Below are 15,144 nucleotides of genomic sequence, written 5' to 3' on the forward strand. Positions count from 1 at the left end.
GGATAGGTGGCTGGTGCGTGATCGAGGAAGAGTGTGCGTATCGGTTGACCTGGACTGGTGCCGCCCGGGTGATGTGGCCGTGGGCCTGGGGTGGTTGCGGTTTGGGCCGGGTCTGCTTGGCTGGCGGATCGGGCTGGTCGGCGTTCCCGATGACCTCGCCCGCTGCGCGCGGTTGCTGAGCTAGCTCCCCTATCGGGGAGGCGGGGGCGATCGGCTGTGGCCGATCGCGGGAAGAGGGGGCGGGCCAGGGCGCGGCGTGCGCACCCCTGGACGAGCCATCCCTTCGCTTTCCCACAGAGGAGTGCTGCTCGCGACGGCGTGAGCCCTGCTCCCGGCCGTCTTGGAGCGGTCTTGCCGCTGTCGTTGGGTGTCCCTCGTCAGCGCTAGCGTGCTATTGGACTGCGTTGCGGCGAAGCAGCGCACATGTCACCGCGGGAAGGACGTCGGCACGTAGCTCGTCGGGCGGGCCGGTGAAGGGGAGCAGTCACCGGCCCGCCCGACGGGAGCCGTCAGAGGGTGGAGGGGATTCGGCGTCGGCCCATGTCTGTGATGGTGACGAGCGTGTCGTCCTTGTGGTTGAAGTCGTTGGTGATCTTCTTCGGCGGTCGGCGAGTGGTGATGAGCGCCTTGTCCTGCAAAGCGCACAGGGCCTCGTCGATGTCGTCGGCCTGGCCGGATCCCCGGTGGAGCCGGAAGTACGTGGGGCTGAAGGTCTCCTCCACTGCCGCCATTGTGCGCTGCTGAAGATCGGTGGCGTCGGGGAGAGGCTCTCCCCGGCCAGCTGCGGCGAGGGCGACAAGGACGGCGTTCTCGGCATCTGTGAGATCGAGGGGTATGCGCCGGCGCCCACGAGTCCGGGTGCGCCGGCCATTCCAGTCCTTGACCGGATCGGCGAGGTAGATCTTGCCAGCCGACGCGAGGGTCTGAACGGGATCAGGGAAGCCGGGGAGTTCGGTCAACTTCGACGCCCGCTGCTTAGATACGCCACAGATCGAGGCGACCTCGCTAATGCCTGCCAGCTCAGGCACCACAGGGAGAGCGTTGATACGGTCCAGCTCCTCCTCAGTCATTACTTGCAGGCCCACGACACGATCGCTGATACCGAGGTTGCGCGCGGCCGTGGTGACGAGTTCAATCGCTGCGGCGACGGCCTCCGGCAACTCGGTCGTCTCGACGAACAGCCGCACTGATGCATTGCCATTCGGAGCCTGTCCCACAGAGGGCGCGTGCATCGAGAGAGCTTCGTGCAGCCCTACGACGGTCTCTGCGGTCAGGTCGGACGAGTTGAGCTCGATGCACACGCTCCACGCCTGGCTCATAAGTACTGCAATCTCCTCGGGTGGGTTGGCGGACCGCCGGGGGCTTCCCCCCGGCGGCCGCCCTTCTCAGGGCTGGAAGCCTGCTCGCTTCAGGTCTGCTATGGGGTTCTTGAGGATCCTGGGATTCCCCGGGGTGCTCGGGAGGCTGGCGATGAACCGGCCGTCCTTCCGCACGATGTAGTGGTTGGTCTTCGTGCGCTTCACCTCGAACCCCTGCTTCTCCAGCTTCTTGCGGAGCTGCGTGACGTCCTTGCTGGCCATTCTCTCCCCTAAACGTTGACGCCGTCAAGATTTATAGTGTCACGCAAACGGTGACAGCGTCAACGTTTGCATGGAGATTGCTTAAATATTTTTTAGGTGGTATGTTAGGTGTCAGTAAGCGAGCCGGGCGCCTGCCATGGCCCGGCGTCCAGGCGCCTCAAGGGCAACCGAACGGAGACCGTCGTGACCACGCAGGACAAGGACCCGCTCATGGCCCTTCTCCGCCGTGCCGCTGTAGGCGACAAGGTGGCGGGAGCGGAGTTCGGCAGGCAGCGTGCCGCGCGAATGCGGGCCTGTGCCCGCGCGGAGGGCAACGCTCACCAGGCGGCGCTGCGCATGATCCAGCAGCGAAGCACCTCGTAATCGCCTCTGCGTGAGGCCCGTTGCATGGCGGGCCGCCGTGGCGGGCCCCCAAGCGTGGAACTTTCAGAGGAGTTACTCAGTGCCCCTGGTAGAGATGTGTGGACGTGTGGACGATGGCGAGTGGTGTGACGGGCAGGCCACCCACTTCGATTACGGGATGGCGCGGTGTGATCGGCACGAGATCGACCTGTTCCCGTGCAGATGGGAGGGGAACACACGCGAGGGCTTCTGCGGCATCGACCACACGCAGAACGGCCATATCTACGGCTCCACGTGCCGCAACCCCTGCCCGTAGGCCCCGCGCCCCCGTACTCGTTCGCGCTCGCCGGAGGCCCCGCATGCGCGACTGGTCCCCCTGTTGCCGTGGAGGTAATGGTGCGTAGATCGGTTCAGGTAGTGGTGATCGGCAATGCTGCGGTGCTGGCGCTAGAGGTCATCGGCCCGCTGGCCTTGCTGTATCCGGCGCCGGTCGGCTCGAGGCGGTGATGGAGCGGCGCTTGCACGGGGCCGCCCAGGGCTTGTCGTGTTGTGGCTTTCGCATTGTTGTGCTGAAAGGGATGGTTGCTCGTGAGCAGGATGGCGTTTGTGGCGGCCCATATTGGCCGCGTGGTTGATCCGGTGGGTGTGGTGCACGCCGTGCCGTGCGCAGTTGATGGCCGGGTGGTCTTGACGGCCTGTGTCCTGGACCCATTCCTAGTGGTCACCACGCCGGTAGAGGCTTCTCGGCCGCTTACGTGCGCGCAGTGCGTGTACGCGTTGTCCTGGGTGATCACGTGTCCGGTGTGCAGGGCGCCGGGGGCGGAGGAGTTCGGGGACCCGATTCCTGGTACGGACGACTTCGCGGATTGTGCCCGCTGCATCTCGCCTTGGTGCGGGCATGAGTGGGATCTGGATCCGGCGGCGGACGGGGCATGTGTCGAGTGCGGCGGTTCTGGCCGACTGGGCCGGTCGACAATCTATGACGCGCGGTGCTCGTGCGGTGATCTGGCTGAGCTGGCCACTCCCTGACCGCATGGCTGGTTCACACTGGGCCGGGCCGGGCCCGGCCGTTCTCGATATTCGCTGCTCATGCAGCCTCTGAAACGGATGTGCCTGATGTCTGAAATGCTCTGGGTCGGTACGTACCACGGTCGTCATGACGGTGGTCGGGTGACTGTGACGGTCACGCGGGACGACGCACAGCCCAACCCCTTTGCGTGGGCTTGCACCTGTGGGGCCTCCCGGCGGTTTGCGGCGCCGCACGGGCTGGGTCGCAGTGCGTGGCGTCATACGCACCCGACTCTTCTGGACCGGCTGCGCAGCAAGGTCCGCCGTCGTCGGCTGGGCTGACCGCCGACGCGGCCGCGCCGGCGGCCGCGTTCTGGGGCTCCCACCGTCGTCCGCCGCTCTGCCCATCGTCGGCGGGTGCCCCGTCCACGTCTTCGCCCCGCCGCTCTGCCCTGTGCCTCTGCCCTTCGGCCGGGCCTGCCGTGTCGGATTTCATTGGATCCTTCAGTGCCAGGGCTCCCTGACCAGGGCGCTGAAGTTTCGGAGCGGGGTACGAGCGCCTCCCCTGCGTCGGCCAGTGCTTCAGTGCCCGTTGTCCCAGCCGTCGTCTCGTGAGGTCCCTGCCAGCTGCGGTGTGCTGACCTGCGATGACGTCTCGACACTGAAGTTTCGAGCGGAACACTGAACCATGCACTGAAACTTCGGCTGAAACACTGAAGGACTCGCTGGCACCCGACATGCCGGGCGGCTCTGGCGGTCTATGGCGAGCGCGCTGTTGCTTAAATGTTTTTAGGTGGGTATATTTAATGGTGTTGGGGGCGGGCGCGTGAGGCCCCGGAGTTGATCGGTGTGTGCCGGTCGTGAATTGGGGAGCTGAGGAATTTGGTGACGTCTGTGACGAGCATCGACCCCTACGTTTTCGTGGTGCGGCGGTTCTTTCTGGACCTTCTGACCCGAGAAGAGTTCGGTTGGGGGGAGGACGAGGACTCCGAGTTCCACAAGAGCCATCCGCTGTCGTGGTACCTGGTGGGCATCGACTCCAAGGGCAGCGATCTCACCCGCGATGTCCTGCGCATCTTCGAGGAGCTGGGTTTTTGCGGCTTCGCGGCGGGTGAGGCGGGTCAGCGGGCCTGGATCGAGCGCAACGGTTCGCCGGAGGTCGCTGTTTCGCCGATGGAGCGGGCGTTGCGGCAGCTTCACTGGGACCTGGTGATCGAGGGCTCTCTTCGGACCGAGAAGGGCAAGTACTTCGGGGAGGTTTCCTACATTCCCGACTGCGTGGAGCGGGTGACCGAGTGGTTCGTCTCGCTCGGGTTCCCCGCAGCGCTTGCCACTGCGGACGGACTGCCCGATCCCCGCTGGCTGCCCGGCACAGCCCCCTGACCTCGACCAAGCCTCCGTGGCACCGCCTGCCTCTCCTTCGGGTGGGGCGGGCCTCTGTCTCCGGCCCCTTCGCGCCGGTCCGTGTCCAGCCCACCCGAAGGAGATGCGTTGTCCGAGATGCAGACCGTGCGACCGTGTGAGGATCAGGGGTTTGAGGGGCCCGTGGTGTGGCTCTTGCAACGAGGTGAGCTAAACGAGGGTGGCCAGGTTGAGGGGGTCTACTTGAGCCGGGACCTTGCGGTTGACGACTTCGTTGATCTGGTTCGGGACCTGGCGAACCGTTTCGGGCTGGATGAGGGGGGCACGGGGGAGGAGCCGAACGGCGCGTTCTACGCCCAGGGCGGCTGTGACTGGATCAGCTTGGCTCCGTTCCTGGTCAGGACGCGCCGCCAACTCCGGCCCTAGTGTCGGGTTGGCGGACCGCTGTGCGCCTTGCGGGTGTGCTAGCCCCCTTTTTCCCGACCGCCCTCCGTCCCTGTCCGGCTTGCGCCGGGCCGCCTCGCCACGCCGCCGTCCGCTCGCCCGGGCAGGCCCGGCCCTCGTCTGCCATGCCGCTCCGTCCCGCCCGGCCCGTCGCCGCGCGGGGGGTGTCATCGCCCGCGCGGGTTTGTTGGCCCCTCTACGCCGCGTGCCCGTGCTTATCCCGACTTCCAGCTTTCGCTGTTATCTCACCCCTTAGGAGTTCGCCATGGCGCGTCTGCCGCGTGTGATCGATGACCGAGGAGATTGGACCTACCTGGACTTCGGTGGGGTTTTCTTCGCCGTGGACAGCGCGACCCGCATCGTGCGCTGGTCTGATCCGACTGGTCCGAGTCTTTGGGACCTGACTGGGATGCGTAACAAAGTGCTTGGCCCGGAGACCTACAACCACATCGAGCTTTACTACGAGGGGGACTGGGAGCCGCCGGCGTATACCCTGCGCGCTGCCGCGGAGGTGGAGCGGGGGGACGTGATCACCCTGAACGGCGTTCTGCGAACCGTGACTGCCGTCGCTCGTGCCGAGCGTGGGAAGGTCGACCTCTTCGTCGATAGTGCCGACTTCGTGGGCCCCTATCCCCTGAACCCACAGGCCTCGGTGCCGGTGCACCCTCGCATCTGAGATCGTCCCGCCGCCCGCCGCCGCGTGCCTGCCCGCCGCCCGGCCGTCCCGGTCTTCTCCGGGGTGGCCGTGCCCGTCCTCGTCGGCGTTCTCTCCGCCGCCCGCGCCGCTCGGCCCCTGCTGCCCCCCCCTCGCCTCTCCACTCGCTCCCATCCTTTGTTACGTGTCTCGCGTGCCCCTCACTGGCGCCTAATGTTACGGGTCGGGTAGGGTGTTACGTGTCTGGTGGGGGTGAGTGAACTCCCGTGCCAGGGTGGCGGGTTGTTGGTGTCCTGTGTGTTGTTTGCTGTCGCCGGCCGGATTTCCGCTACCCGCTTCTGGTCGTGCTGGTCGTCACCGTTTTTTTGACTTCGTCTTAGCCGCTGCTCGTCCTCTATCTCCTGGAGCCGAACCGATGGATGCCCGAACCGCGTACAGCGCTGCCCCCGGCCTCTTGGAGGAGCAGCAGGACCTGGTGCGTGTGATGTCCCAGGTCCCGCTCCGTGAGCGGCTGGTGCGTCGTGCCGCGCTCGCTGACCGCAGCACGCTCTGTTCTTCCGAGGCGGACGGCAAGGCTGTCCAGTCGGTGCGCAGTGCCGCGTTGAAGCTGGCCGCGTTCGACCGGGAGCACGGCACAGCCGCCGGGCCCGTGGACCCCGCCTCCCTCCGCTCTGACAGCCCCCTTGGCGAGTTGCGTGCCTATATCCGGCGGGAGTACGCCGGCTGGCGCTCTCCGGCCGGGCTGGAGCCGGCTGTGTGGCTGGTCGTCCGCGGCGAGGGTCCCGGTGCGGTTCCTTGTGCGGACCAGGCCACCGCCCGCGCGTTCGCGGAGGCCCGGTACCGGGAGGATGAGGACCCCGACGATCCTGCTGTCCTGCGCTGGGACGAGGACGGGGAGCTCATCGACGAGACACTCCCCGGTTACCAGGGCACCGGCTGGACCGTTCACCAGGCGCGGGTCCTGCGCGCCGCTGACCTCCGTACCGCTGGATAGGACGCGCCAGGATGAGCAAGCAGCAGGCGCCGGTCATCGTCAACGAGGGCCGGGCTATGCCCGCGTGGCGCGAGGCCGGGGCCGTGCCCTCGGTACCCGCTGCTCCGGCCGCCTCGTTGCCGTCTTTGGTGCCGTATGTGCCGCCGATGGCCCGCGACCAGGCCCCGTGCCCGTGTGGCCGGTACGGGCCGACGGCGGAGGAGGCCCTGTGCCGCCCGTGCCGCCAGCAGGCGCTCGCCGAGCACGGCGGGCGCCTGGCCGCTCTGCTCGCCGCGGTCACCTTTGACTACCGGGGCATCCGCCTGCACTGGTCCGGCCCCGGCCCGGACCGCGAATGCTTCACCCCGTACGTGCGGTTCACGGCCCCGGATGTGAACGACCCGCACGGCCCGGCGATCGAGCTGCGCTGGCTCGAGCACTGGGCGGACGATGAGCTGATCGCCGCGTGCGCCCGTGGCGCGACCGACGCCGAAGTCCTGGCGCTGGCGCTCGCGCAGGCCCACTACGTGCTCGCCACCCTCCTCGTCCACGAGGTGGGTGAGTGGTTCACCTACCGAGGCCGTCAGGTCTTCCCGCCCCACCGCCCCGATACGTACCTGCCCCTGGACGAGGACGGCGGGCCGGACGGGTGCGGCGCGGTCGTGCTGTGGCTCGCCTACGAGCCCACCCGCCCCGCTCACCCGCCCGCTGCGCCCGCCGCGTTCGCGCCCGGCGTCTTGGTCTTCGAGGGGCGGTCCGGCACGCAGTCGCCGCCCCCGGCTGCCGGCTGGGCCGTGGAGCGGGCGGATGTCGGTACCCTGCCCGGGCAGACGCTCACCCTCAGCCACAACGGCGTCGGGGTGACCGCGCCGCACAGCACGGTGACCACCTCCCGCCCCTGGGCATCCCCGCACGTCCAGCACAATGCCGAACAGGCGCTGCTCGATATCCACCACGCGATGGTGCTCTCCGAGCTCTGCGACCTGGCCGCGCACCTGAAGCTCGCCGGCGCCCCCGTCCTGGCCCCAGCGCCAGGGCCTGCCTCGCGGGGCGTGCCCTGGCAATTCCACCTGACCTACGACGGATGACACACCACACGCCGAGCCTCGCGGGGCCTCTCCTGGGCTCCACCCGGCCTACGACGGATGACCCCGGCGGCATCACCGGCCCCCGCACCCCCACCTCCTCAGCATGAAAGGCACCAGGTGACGATGACGATGCCTGCTGACTCCCGTGCAGGTGAGGAGACGCTCATCGGGTACCTCCGCGAGCTCGCCGCCGGCCTGGAAGACGCATACGACGCACAGGCCTGGGCGTACCGCACCCCTTACCACCTGGTGCTGGACCTGGGCCGCCGGTTCACCACCACCCCCGTCCCGCACACGATGCCCGCCATGCCCACCCGGCTCTGCTACAGCAACGCCGCCCGCTACGCCCGCGCTCACCCGCACCGGCACCTGGCCTACGCCGAGGGTTTCGCTCTCGACATCGCGGGCGCCTTCCTGCCGCACGCTTGGTGCGTCCGCCCGGACGGCTCCGTTCTCGACCCGACCTGGCCCGACGCCCCGGGACGCGCCTACGTCGGGATACCGCTGGCTGATCCCCGGCTGTGGCCCGTCGGAGGCGGTGGACTGCTGGAAGACCACAAGCGCCTTGTGCCCTTGCTGCGCGGTGGGGTGCCGCACGACGCCCTTGCCGACTACGGCCGCCCCTTGTGACCCGATGCCCGCCCCGGGCGCCGCCTCGCTGTCCCGTTCGTCGTCCTTTCTCTGGAGTCCTCATGTCCTTCGTCCCCGCCCCGGACGCTGGCGTCGCCGGCGTTGCCGCCTCGTCCCCGGCCTCCGGCGTTGTCGCGGCTGGTCCGGCCGTGCCCGCCCTGGCCGCCGCAGTGGCACGGCCCGTGCCCGTGGTGGCGGAGGGACGCAGCGCCGGGGACGTCCTGGAGATGAATCACCTGTACTGCTGTGATCCCGACACAGCACTGTGCGGGGCCGATGTCCGCGTCCACCCGGAGATCGCCGAGGACACGCCAATCGACTGTGTGGTCTGCATCGACCTCGACGAACAGCCTTGCCCGGCCTGCGGCACCTGAGCTTGTCGCTGCTGCCCCCCGCCCCGCCCCGCGCCCTTCGTCTGTGCTGACTCGCCCTCCGCCCACTGCTCTCGCCTCCTGGAGTTGTTGATGTCGTCCGCTACGCCGCAGGATCCCGTCGCTACCGCTGTGCCTTCCCCGGCCGCCAGGCCGGCGTCGGCTGCCGCATCGGCCCCGTTGCTGGTGTCGGTGGCCCGGCCGCTGCTCTACCAGCTGGTCGACGCCGCCCAGCACGAGAACCAGGTGGCGTTGATCGCGAAGGGCCAGACGACCGCCGCCCTGATCCCGCTCGGCCGTCTGGACGCCGCCGCCCGAACCCGCCTCGGCTCGTGGCCGTCGTGGCCGCGGACGAAAGCCCGCCCGAAGCTCGGTGACCTGGTCCGTGACGCGGCCGGCACACCCACCGCCCCCGGGGTGCCGCAGGTACTCATGGACCGCACGACGCCGGTCGCGGTCCTCATCGACGCCACACTGCTCCCGGCCGGCGGTGGCCCGGTGACCGTGCCGGGCAGCCCTGCTGACGGCGCGGCCCCAACCCCGGCGGGCGCCGGCCGCGCTGCCTCGGCCGGCGGTGTGCCCGGTGCCCCGAGCGGTGCTCCCGTAGCGTCAGCTGACCGCAGTGCCGCCGACTCTGCTTCGGCTGTGCCTGGGCCCGGGCCCGGGCCTGGCGCTGTCCCGGCCCCCGCACCCGCTGACGGTGGTCCTGTTGCCGTGGTCGCCGCGCCTGCTCCCGCTGTGCCGGGCAAGGCCGTGCCCGCTGTGCCGGGACGAGCGCCGGAGGCGCCCACGCCCCGTGCCGTCCCGGCCCCCGGTCTTGCCCACGTGCCCCCCGCCGCGCCGCCCCGGCCGGGAGCGCCCGCGACTGCCGCGCCGTCGTCCGCCTCGCCGACTGCCGGCCACGCCGAGCCAGCCGAGCGCGACGCCGGTACCGCCCCGGCCGGCACGGCTGCGCCCACTGCCCCGGCCGTGCCGTCACCCGACGGCCCGCACGCCTCCACCGACACCCCGGCCGCGCCCGGGCCGGCCCCGGCCCCGGCCCCTGCCCCTGCCGCGCAGCCCGTGACCGGCGGGGGAGCAGTCGCGGGTACCCCGGCCGCCGCTGAGACTGCTCGCCCGCCGGCTTCGGCCGTCACCACGACCTTTCCGGCCTCACCTGCCCCTGCGCACGCCGCCCCCGACACCACCCCGGCCGTGCCCGGCTCCGAGGCCGCTGAGCCAACGTCGGCGTCCCCGGCCGCGACGGCCCGCGCGCATGCCGCGCCCATCGGTGCCGAGAGCGATGCGCCCGGTCCCGGTGCCGTCCCGGCCAGCGAGGCCATGCCGTCCCCGGTCGGGCCCGCTGCGCCCGCCGCCATCACCCCGGCCGGTCACGCAGCGGTGTCTTCGGGCCCTGCTGGTCCCGGCGAGGCCCCGGCCGTGCCCGGTCCCGATGGCGTCCCGGCCCACGTCGCCGCTGCTCCCGGCACCCAGGCATGCCCGGCTGCTCTCCGCACCCCCGAAGGCCCCGACCCGGCACACGGTGACGTCGTCGGCGGGCCCGCGCCCGCTGGCGGCGGTGTCGTCGAGGAGCCGGCCGGGCCCGGTAGGGACGACCACGCGGCCGGCTCGGTGCCGGATGCCGCCGCTGCTGCCCCCAGGGGCCTGGTTGCTGGTGGGCGGGAGAACACCGGCCCCCACCCCGCCGAGGACGCCCCCGCCCAGGATGTTGCTGCCGAGGACGTCACGGTTCAAGACGATGCGGCTGAGGGTGTCGCTGCCGGGGACGCCTCCGTCCGGAATGCTGCTGCCCCGGCCGCCGCTACTCCGGTGTCTGGTCCGCGTCGTCTGCGGGGCCTGGACGAGACCGTCTTGGACGAGCTCCTGACTCCCGCGCCCCGGACCGATGCTGCGCCGCGTGCCGGAGGCCCGGTTTCTTTCGGTCTGCCCGCCCTGGACCGCGCGCTCGCCACTCTCACCCCCGGCCGTCTCACCCTGATCGCGGCCGCACCCGGCGCAGGAGGCTCCCTGCTCGCCGCCGCCGCGGCCCGGCACACCGCCCTGACCCACCACCACCCCGTCCTCTACGCCGCGTCCGGCCTGACCCGTAACGACGTCGCCGCCCGGATCGTCGCCGCGCACACACCGGTGGATTACCGCCGCCTGCGCACCGGCGCCCTGACCGCCGCCGAACTCGAGGCCGCCGCCGGGGTGCGCGCGCAGCTGGCCGGCGCCCCTTTGCTCATCGATGACGGCACGGGCCTGACCGCCGCCGCGATCGTGCAGACCGTGCCGGACGTGGAGGAGCTGGCGCTGGTGGTCGTGGACCGTCTCCAGCACACCCACGACCCCGCCATGCCACTCTCCGGCCCGGCGCTGCCCGCGGCCGCGCGGACGCTGGCCCACCTCGCCCGCACCCATCAGGTTCCGGTGCTGGCCGTGCTGGACACCGACGACCCGCACGCGGTGGCCGCGCTCGCCCCCGGCCTGACCCTGACCCTGACCCGTGCCGGCGAGCATGCCGAGCTGGCTGTCGTCGAGCCGGACTTCGGGTGCTTGGCCGTCTTCCCGCTGGCCGCGGACCTGGCCTGTGCCCGCTTCACCGAGGTGCCCTGCCTGTTCGATGCCGGTGAGATCCTCACGGCTCCCGGCGGCCGGGCCGCCCTCGCCACCGTCATGGAGGCGGCCGCGCCGTTCCTCGCCGGGACACCCGGCCCCGACCAGCACGGCCCCGACGATCCCGACGGGGACGATTCCGCTCTCCCGCCGGCCAGCCTGGTCCTGCTGCTGCGCTACCTGCGCAGCTCTCTCAGCCCCCGCTACGAGGCGTACGCCCGCCGCTTCGTCACCGAACTGCTGGACCACGCCGCCCATCACCCGCGGCTGCCCGAGACCGCCGAGGGCCGCCGCCTGGCCGCCGCGCTCGGCGCGCTCGTCGAGCATGCCGTCGCCCACGGCTACCGCCCCGACGACGCCGGGCCCCCGGACAGCACCCAACCCCCCGGCACCCCCGCCGTGCCCGCTGCTCCCGGCTCGGCGTCCCTGCCCCCGGCCCTCACAGGCCCGTACACGCCCGTTGGACCCGTGGCCGGGCCCTCTCGCCCGCCCGTCACCGGACAGGCCGTCACCGGCCCGCACAGCCCTGCCACTTCCACCGCCGCCCACCCGGCCCAGCCTGCTGCCGCCAACGTCCCCGCCGCCGCTAGGCCGCAGGCCCTCGCAGGCCCCGGCACCGACCCCGGCGAGCCGGCCACCCCGGCTGTCCCCGCGGCCGCTGCGCCGCACACAGACCCAGCTGCCGCTGCCGCTGCGCCCGGCCCGTCGACCCCCGCCCCCGCCGGTGCCCCCGCCTCCGCGCCCGCACCTGGTGCTGCTGCTCCCGTGCCGGGTGCCGGGGAGGATCTGGCCGCCGCCGAGGCGGAACTCCTGGAGGCGGCGCTGCCGTTCCTCGCCGGTGCCCAGGGGGGACTCTCGGCGCGGTTGACGGGCACGATGGCCGCCCTGCGCGACGCCCGCACGAACAACGCCGCCGCTGAGCGCGGGGAGACTCCCGCGGCCGCCGGCACGCGCCCGGAGGCGGCGGGGGAGACCGTGCTGGTGGGGCTGCGGCGGACGATGGCCGAGCTGGCCGCCCGTGCCCCCCGCATGCCCGCCACCCCCGAGGGCGCCCGTCTCCACGCGGCTCTCGCGGCCTTCACCGCCGCCCACTCGGGCCCTGCCGCGCCCGCGCTCACGGCACCCACCCCGACCCCCGCCACGGCTCAGGACTCGGCTCCGCCAGCCGTGCTGAGCGTCGCCGAGCCCGCCCCGGCCCCCGCCAGGCACCAGCCCGCGACCGCCGCCCCAGACACCACCCCCGCACCCGCCGCCGCTGCGCCCGGCGACCATCCCGCCCAGGCCGGCCGGGCCGACCGGCCCGCCCCGGCGCCGGAGGCGCCCGAGGAGGAGGCGTCAGAGGTGTTCCAGGACACCACCACCCCGCCGGAGGCCGACGTCCCCGCGTCCCGTACGAGCGCGCGGGTCTACACGTTCTTCCTGAACAAGATCACCGCCGCCGTCGACCAGGCCCTCGAAGAGGCCCAGGGCGACATCGAGGCAGCGACCAAGGCCCTGATCCGGAAAGCCGTGCCGGACTCGATGGCCCTGTTCAAACTCACCCGCGTCGGCGCGAATTACGTCCACACCGTCTACCCGCGCCTGGAGGAATTCCTCACCAAGCCCGCCCAGGGCTCACCAGACCAAGTCTGGGAAGGCCGCCACAAATGGCGGAACCAGCCCCTGGCCGACGCCATCCGCAAGGGCACCCACGAACCCCTCGACGTGACCGCCCTGGACACCAACGCCGCCTACCTGTCCGCCTTCAAGACCCACCTGCCCATCGGCGCCCTCCAGCACGACCCCACCGGCACCTTCGACCGCCGCCGCGCCGGCATCCACCGCGTCGACCACTTCGAATGGACCCACCCCCACCTCCCCAACCCCCTCGGCAACCGCGTCGAGCCCGGCCCCTACTACCTCGACGACGCCACCCTGCGCCTGCTGCTCCGCTGCCATGAGAAGTTCGGTCTGTGCGAGGCCCCGCGGATCCTGGAGTCCTGGACCTCCGGCGCCTCCGAAGCCCTGCTGGAGAAGTTCCGCCGCGTGCTGCAACAAGCCCGCACCACCGCGATCGAGAACAACGACACGGTCACCCTGGAATACGTCAAGGCGATGTACTCCCGGTTCACCTCCACGATCGGCGAATCCGGAAAGAACACAGAGCTCCGCCGACCCGAGTGGGTCCACACCATCCGCTCCCAGGCATTCGCAAGCCTTTGGCTGAAAGCATGGAAGGCCCACGAGAATGGCCTTATCCTGGTCCAGGTATCCGGAGTTGACGAACTCCACGTCGCCGGAGGCGACTGGCGACAGGTCTTCGAAGAAGGCCGCCAGCCGACCGAAATGAAGGAAAAGCGCCTGTACACCCTCGGGGGGAAATAACCGATGCCGTACGACGACAGCGGATGGCGCAATTTCGGAGCCTACGGCGCCAACCGCTCAGCCGAGAACGTCCGCGGCGGCGTCGCCCTCGGCCGCGCCCTGGAAGAGGCGCTCTCGCGCCAGATCCGCGAAGGCGGCATCCGCTCCGCCGTCACCACCCCCCGAGGCCTGAAAGCGCGCCTCAACTACCTCAACAGCGACCCGGGCCGCCAGGCCCTGCGCGACGCCGGCATCACCGTCCAGGACCGCGCCCTGAACAACTGGTTCGCCGGCACCCAGCAACCCCGCCGCGCCAACCTCGACCGCATCGACACCGCCTACTGGAACCTCCGCGCCCACAACGTCCTGCGCAACCTCGGCGCCTTCAAGCAGCACCTCAACAACCGCGGCCGCGGCACTCCCGTCGAGATCCACCCCATCAACCAGGACCTCGTCGACGACCACGCCCGCCGCCGCAACCTCATGGGCGACCAGGGCATCCGCTACCTCCCCGCCGTCCGCTACATCTGGGACGACGCCGTCGACGCCATGGCCGCCGGCGACGCGGAAAAGCTCGAAGAGATCTGGGACGACATCATCAGCGACCTCGACAGCGACTGGGGCGCCTACACCTACGTCTCCTACGTCGGCCTCGGAGCCTGACCCCCCCCGCTGCGCCCGGGCGGCCGGAACACCCCCGCCGCCCGGCGCGCCCACGCCCAAGGGAAGCCCCGTGGAACAGCCCTCCTGCGCCGCCTGCGGCATCTCCGAGATCACGCGCATCCACGCGGCCGCACGAGGCTGGCAAACCGTCCAGCACCGCCTGTACTGCCCCACCTGCGCCCGCCGCTTCCCCACCTGGACGCACAAGCAGATCTGAGCCGAGCCCGCCGCCATACCGCGCGCACTCCGCCGGCCCCCACGCGAGCACACCCCACGCCAACCCCTCCAACGGGCAGAACCTCCACCAGGACACGGCCCACCGGCCCCTCGCTGCGCCCAGAACTGGCGTTCAGCACCGAGGGAGCCGACCCGCGCGTGGGCAGCTGTAGGCCGGGACCTCGTTACCCGCCGGGCCTCACGGAGCCCCCGCGCACCCTGCCGAACGCCGCAGACAAAAGGCGATACGTAACACCTCAGCGAATTCCCGGCTACACGTGAAACCGGTAACATTCCATCACTAGATCCGAGAGCGAAGATTACGGGTCTGCCGCAAGAATTGGCTCCGCCTGTTGTTACGTGTCATCCGATCGGAACCCGTACAATTGAAATGCCTTCCCAGGTTGGTCTACTGATTTTCCATCACGAATCCAGCGAGCAAGGCTCCCGGGCCGGATTCTGGGGGCGCTAGAACGGAAATCGCCCCCAGCTGGTGTAGACCACTTGCCAGAACCCGTAACAAGGCCATATGATGGTGTATCAGAAAGGCAGCAACGCGATCGGTTGCCACCCTCCTCTCGTAGCTGCCATACTGTAACCACCGAGAAGCCGGGCCCACGAAGCCCGGAGGGCGCCGCGGGCCCACCGGAAACCGAGCCACGTGAGGCTCTGACCAGCGAAAACGCCAGATCAGAGCAAGTCGAACCAGACGCCGGCATCAGAAAAACGCCGAGCCGCTCGACCAGCCGGCTGGGATAGCTCCACCACGGAGAGCAACCACCCCAGGCCGTAGCCAGCTCGGCGTTGCGGAGCAACGCCACAGCATTCCGTCGCGAAGTGACGGCGCGTCATGTCTCCGGAGGAGACGGCGCGC

13 protein-coding genes are annotated in these 15,144 nt (G+C 70.7%); 11 read left to right on the top strand and 2 right to left on the bottom strand.

Annotated features, from left to right (window positions below; translation table 11 throughout):
- Positions 1 to 509 precede the first annotated feature (509 nt).
- Together ACZ6MA_RS29975 and ACZ6MA_RS29980 are read right to left on the bottom strand one after the other, a co-directional pair.
- Positions 510 to 1,319: a hypothetical protein gene (locus ACZ6MA_RS29975; RefSeq protein ID WP_469437580.1), complete on the bottom strand. Its 810-nt coding sequence runs from the start codon at positions 1,317 to 1,319 to the stop codon at positions 510 to 512.
- A gap of 66 nt (positions 1,320 to 1,385) precedes the next feature.
- Complete coding sequence (locus tag ACZ6MA_RS29980) at positions 1,386 to 1,580, bottom strand: type II toxin-antitoxin system HicA family toxin (RefSeq protein ID WP_469437582.1); 195 nt, start codon at positions 1,578 to 1,580, stop codon at positions 1,386 to 1,388.
- Between the two features lie 183 nt (positions 1,581 to 1,763).
- On the opposite strand from ACZ6MA_RS29980, the gene ACZ6MA_RS29985 reads away from it, so the two are divergent.
- From ACZ6MA_RS29985 to ACZ6MA_RS30035, 11 genes are all read left to right on the top strand, one after another.
- Positions 1,764 to 1,943, top strand: coding sequence for a hypothetical protein (locus ACZ6MA_RS29985; protein ID WP_362217336.1), 180 nt, complete (start codon positions 1,764 to 1,766; stop codon positions 1,941 to 1,943).
- Positions 1,944 to 3,815: 1,872 nt separating this feature from the next.
- Entirely contained in the window at positions 3,816 to 4,313 is a 498-nt protein-coding gene (locus ACZ6MA_RS29990; protein ID WP_469437584.1) for a hypothetical protein, read from the top strand.
- Between the two features lie 108 nt (positions 4,314 to 4,421).
- Positions 4,422 to 4,718, top strand: a complete 297-nt coding sequence (locus ACZ6MA_RS29995) for a hypothetical protein (RefSeq protein ID WP_469437585.1) — start codon at positions 4,422 to 4,424, stop codon at positions 4,716 to 4,718.
- Between the two features lie 283 nt (positions 4,719 to 5,001).
- Positions 5,002 to 5,412 carry a hypothetical protein gene (locus tag ACZ6MA_RS30000; protein ID WP_469437588.1) on the top strand — a complete coding sequence of 137 codons (411 nt, stop codon included), beginning with the start codon at positions 5,002 to 5,004 and terminating at the stop codon, positions 5,410 to 5,412.
- Between the two features lie 394 nt (positions 5,413 to 5,806).
- Positions 5,807 to 6,385: a hypothetical protein gene (locus ACZ6MA_RS30005; RefSeq protein WP_469437590.1), complete on the top strand. Its 579-nt coding sequence runs from the start codon at positions 5,807 to 5,809 to the stop codon at positions 6,383 to 6,385.
- An 11-nt stretch (positions 6,386 to 6,396) separates the two neighbouring features.
- Positions 6,397 to 7,452: a hypothetical protein gene (locus ACZ6MA_RS30010; RefSeq protein WP_469437592.1), complete on the top strand. Its 1,056-nt coding sequence runs from the start codon at positions 6,397 to 6,399 to the stop codon at positions 7,450 to 7,452.
- A gap of 129 nt (positions 7,453 to 7,581) precedes the next feature.
- Positions 7,582 to 8,082, top strand: coding sequence for a hypothetical protein (locus ACZ6MA_RS30015; RefSeq protein WP_469437593.1), 501 nt, complete (start codon positions 7,582 to 7,584; stop codon positions 8,080 to 8,082).
- Positions 8,083 to 8,144: 62 nt separating this feature from the next.
- Entirely contained in the window at positions 8,145 to 8,456 is a 312-nt protein-coding gene (locus ACZ6MA_RS30020) for a hypothetical protein (protein ID WP_469437595.1), read from the top strand.
- A 1,848-nt stretch (positions 8,457 to 10,304) separates the two neighbouring features.
- The gene (locus ACZ6MA_RS30025; RefSeq protein ID WP_469437597.1) at positions 10,305 to 13,412 is read left to right on the top strand and encodes a DnaB-like helicase C-terminal domain-containing protein; all 3,108 of its coding nucleotides are present in this window, start codon (positions 10,305 to 10,307) and stop codon (positions 13,410 to 13,412) included.
- Between the two features lie 3 nt (positions 13,413 to 13,415).
- Positions 13,416 to 14,054: a hypothetical protein gene (locus ACZ6MA_RS30030; RefSeq protein WP_469437599.1), complete on the top strand. Its 639-nt coding sequence runs from the start codon at positions 13,416 to 13,418 to the stop codon at positions 14,052 to 14,054.
- A 70-nt stretch (positions 14,055 to 14,124) separates the two neighbouring features.
- A complete protein-coding gene (locus ACZ6MA_RS30035; RefSeq protein ID WP_469437600.1) occupies positions 14,125 to 14,271 on the top strand; it encodes a hypothetical protein in 147 nt (48 codons plus the stop codon).
- The last annotated feature ends 873 nt before the right edge of the window (positions 14,272 to 15,144 follow it).

Source organism: Streptomyces sp. NPDC042259 (assembly GCF_055582085.1).

Excerpts from the sequence above, each read along its gene's own strand:
- ACZ6MA_RS29975 (WP_469437580.1), bottom strand. The coding sequence starts at position 1,319 with ATGAGCCAGGCGTGGAGCGTGTGCATCGAGCTCAACTCGTCCGACCTG.
- ACZ6MA_RS30020 (WP_469437595.1), top strand. The coding sequence starts at position 8,145 with ATGTCCTTCGTCCCCGCCCCGGACGCTGGCGTCGCCGGCGTTGCCGCC.
- ACZ6MA_RS30005 (WP_469437590.1), top strand. The coding sequence starts at position 5,807 with ATGGATGCCCGAACCGCGTACAGCGCTGCCCCCGGCCTCTTGGAGGAG.
- ACZ6MA_RS30015 (WP_469437593.1), top strand. The coding sequence starts at position 7,582 with ATGCCTGCTGACTCCCGTGCAGGTGAGGAGACGCTCATCGGGTACCTC.
- ACZ6MA_RS30030 (WP_469437599.1), top strand. The coding sequence starts at position 13,416 with ATGCCGTACGACGACAGCGGATGGCGCAATTTCGGAGCCTACGGCGCC.
- ACZ6MA_RS29980 (WP_469437582.1), bottom strand. The coding sequence starts at position 1,580 with ATGGCCAGCAAGGACGTCACGCAGCTCCGCAAGAAGCTGGAGAAGCAG.
- ACZ6MA_RS30010 (WP_469437592.1), top strand. The coding sequence starts at position 6,397 with ATGAGCAAGCAGCAGGCGCCGGTCATCGTCAACGAGGGCCGGGCTATG.
- ACZ6MA_RS30000 (WP_469437588.1), top strand. The coding sequence starts at position 5,002 with ATGGCGCGTCTGCCGCGTGTGATCGATGACCGAGGAGATTGGACCTAC.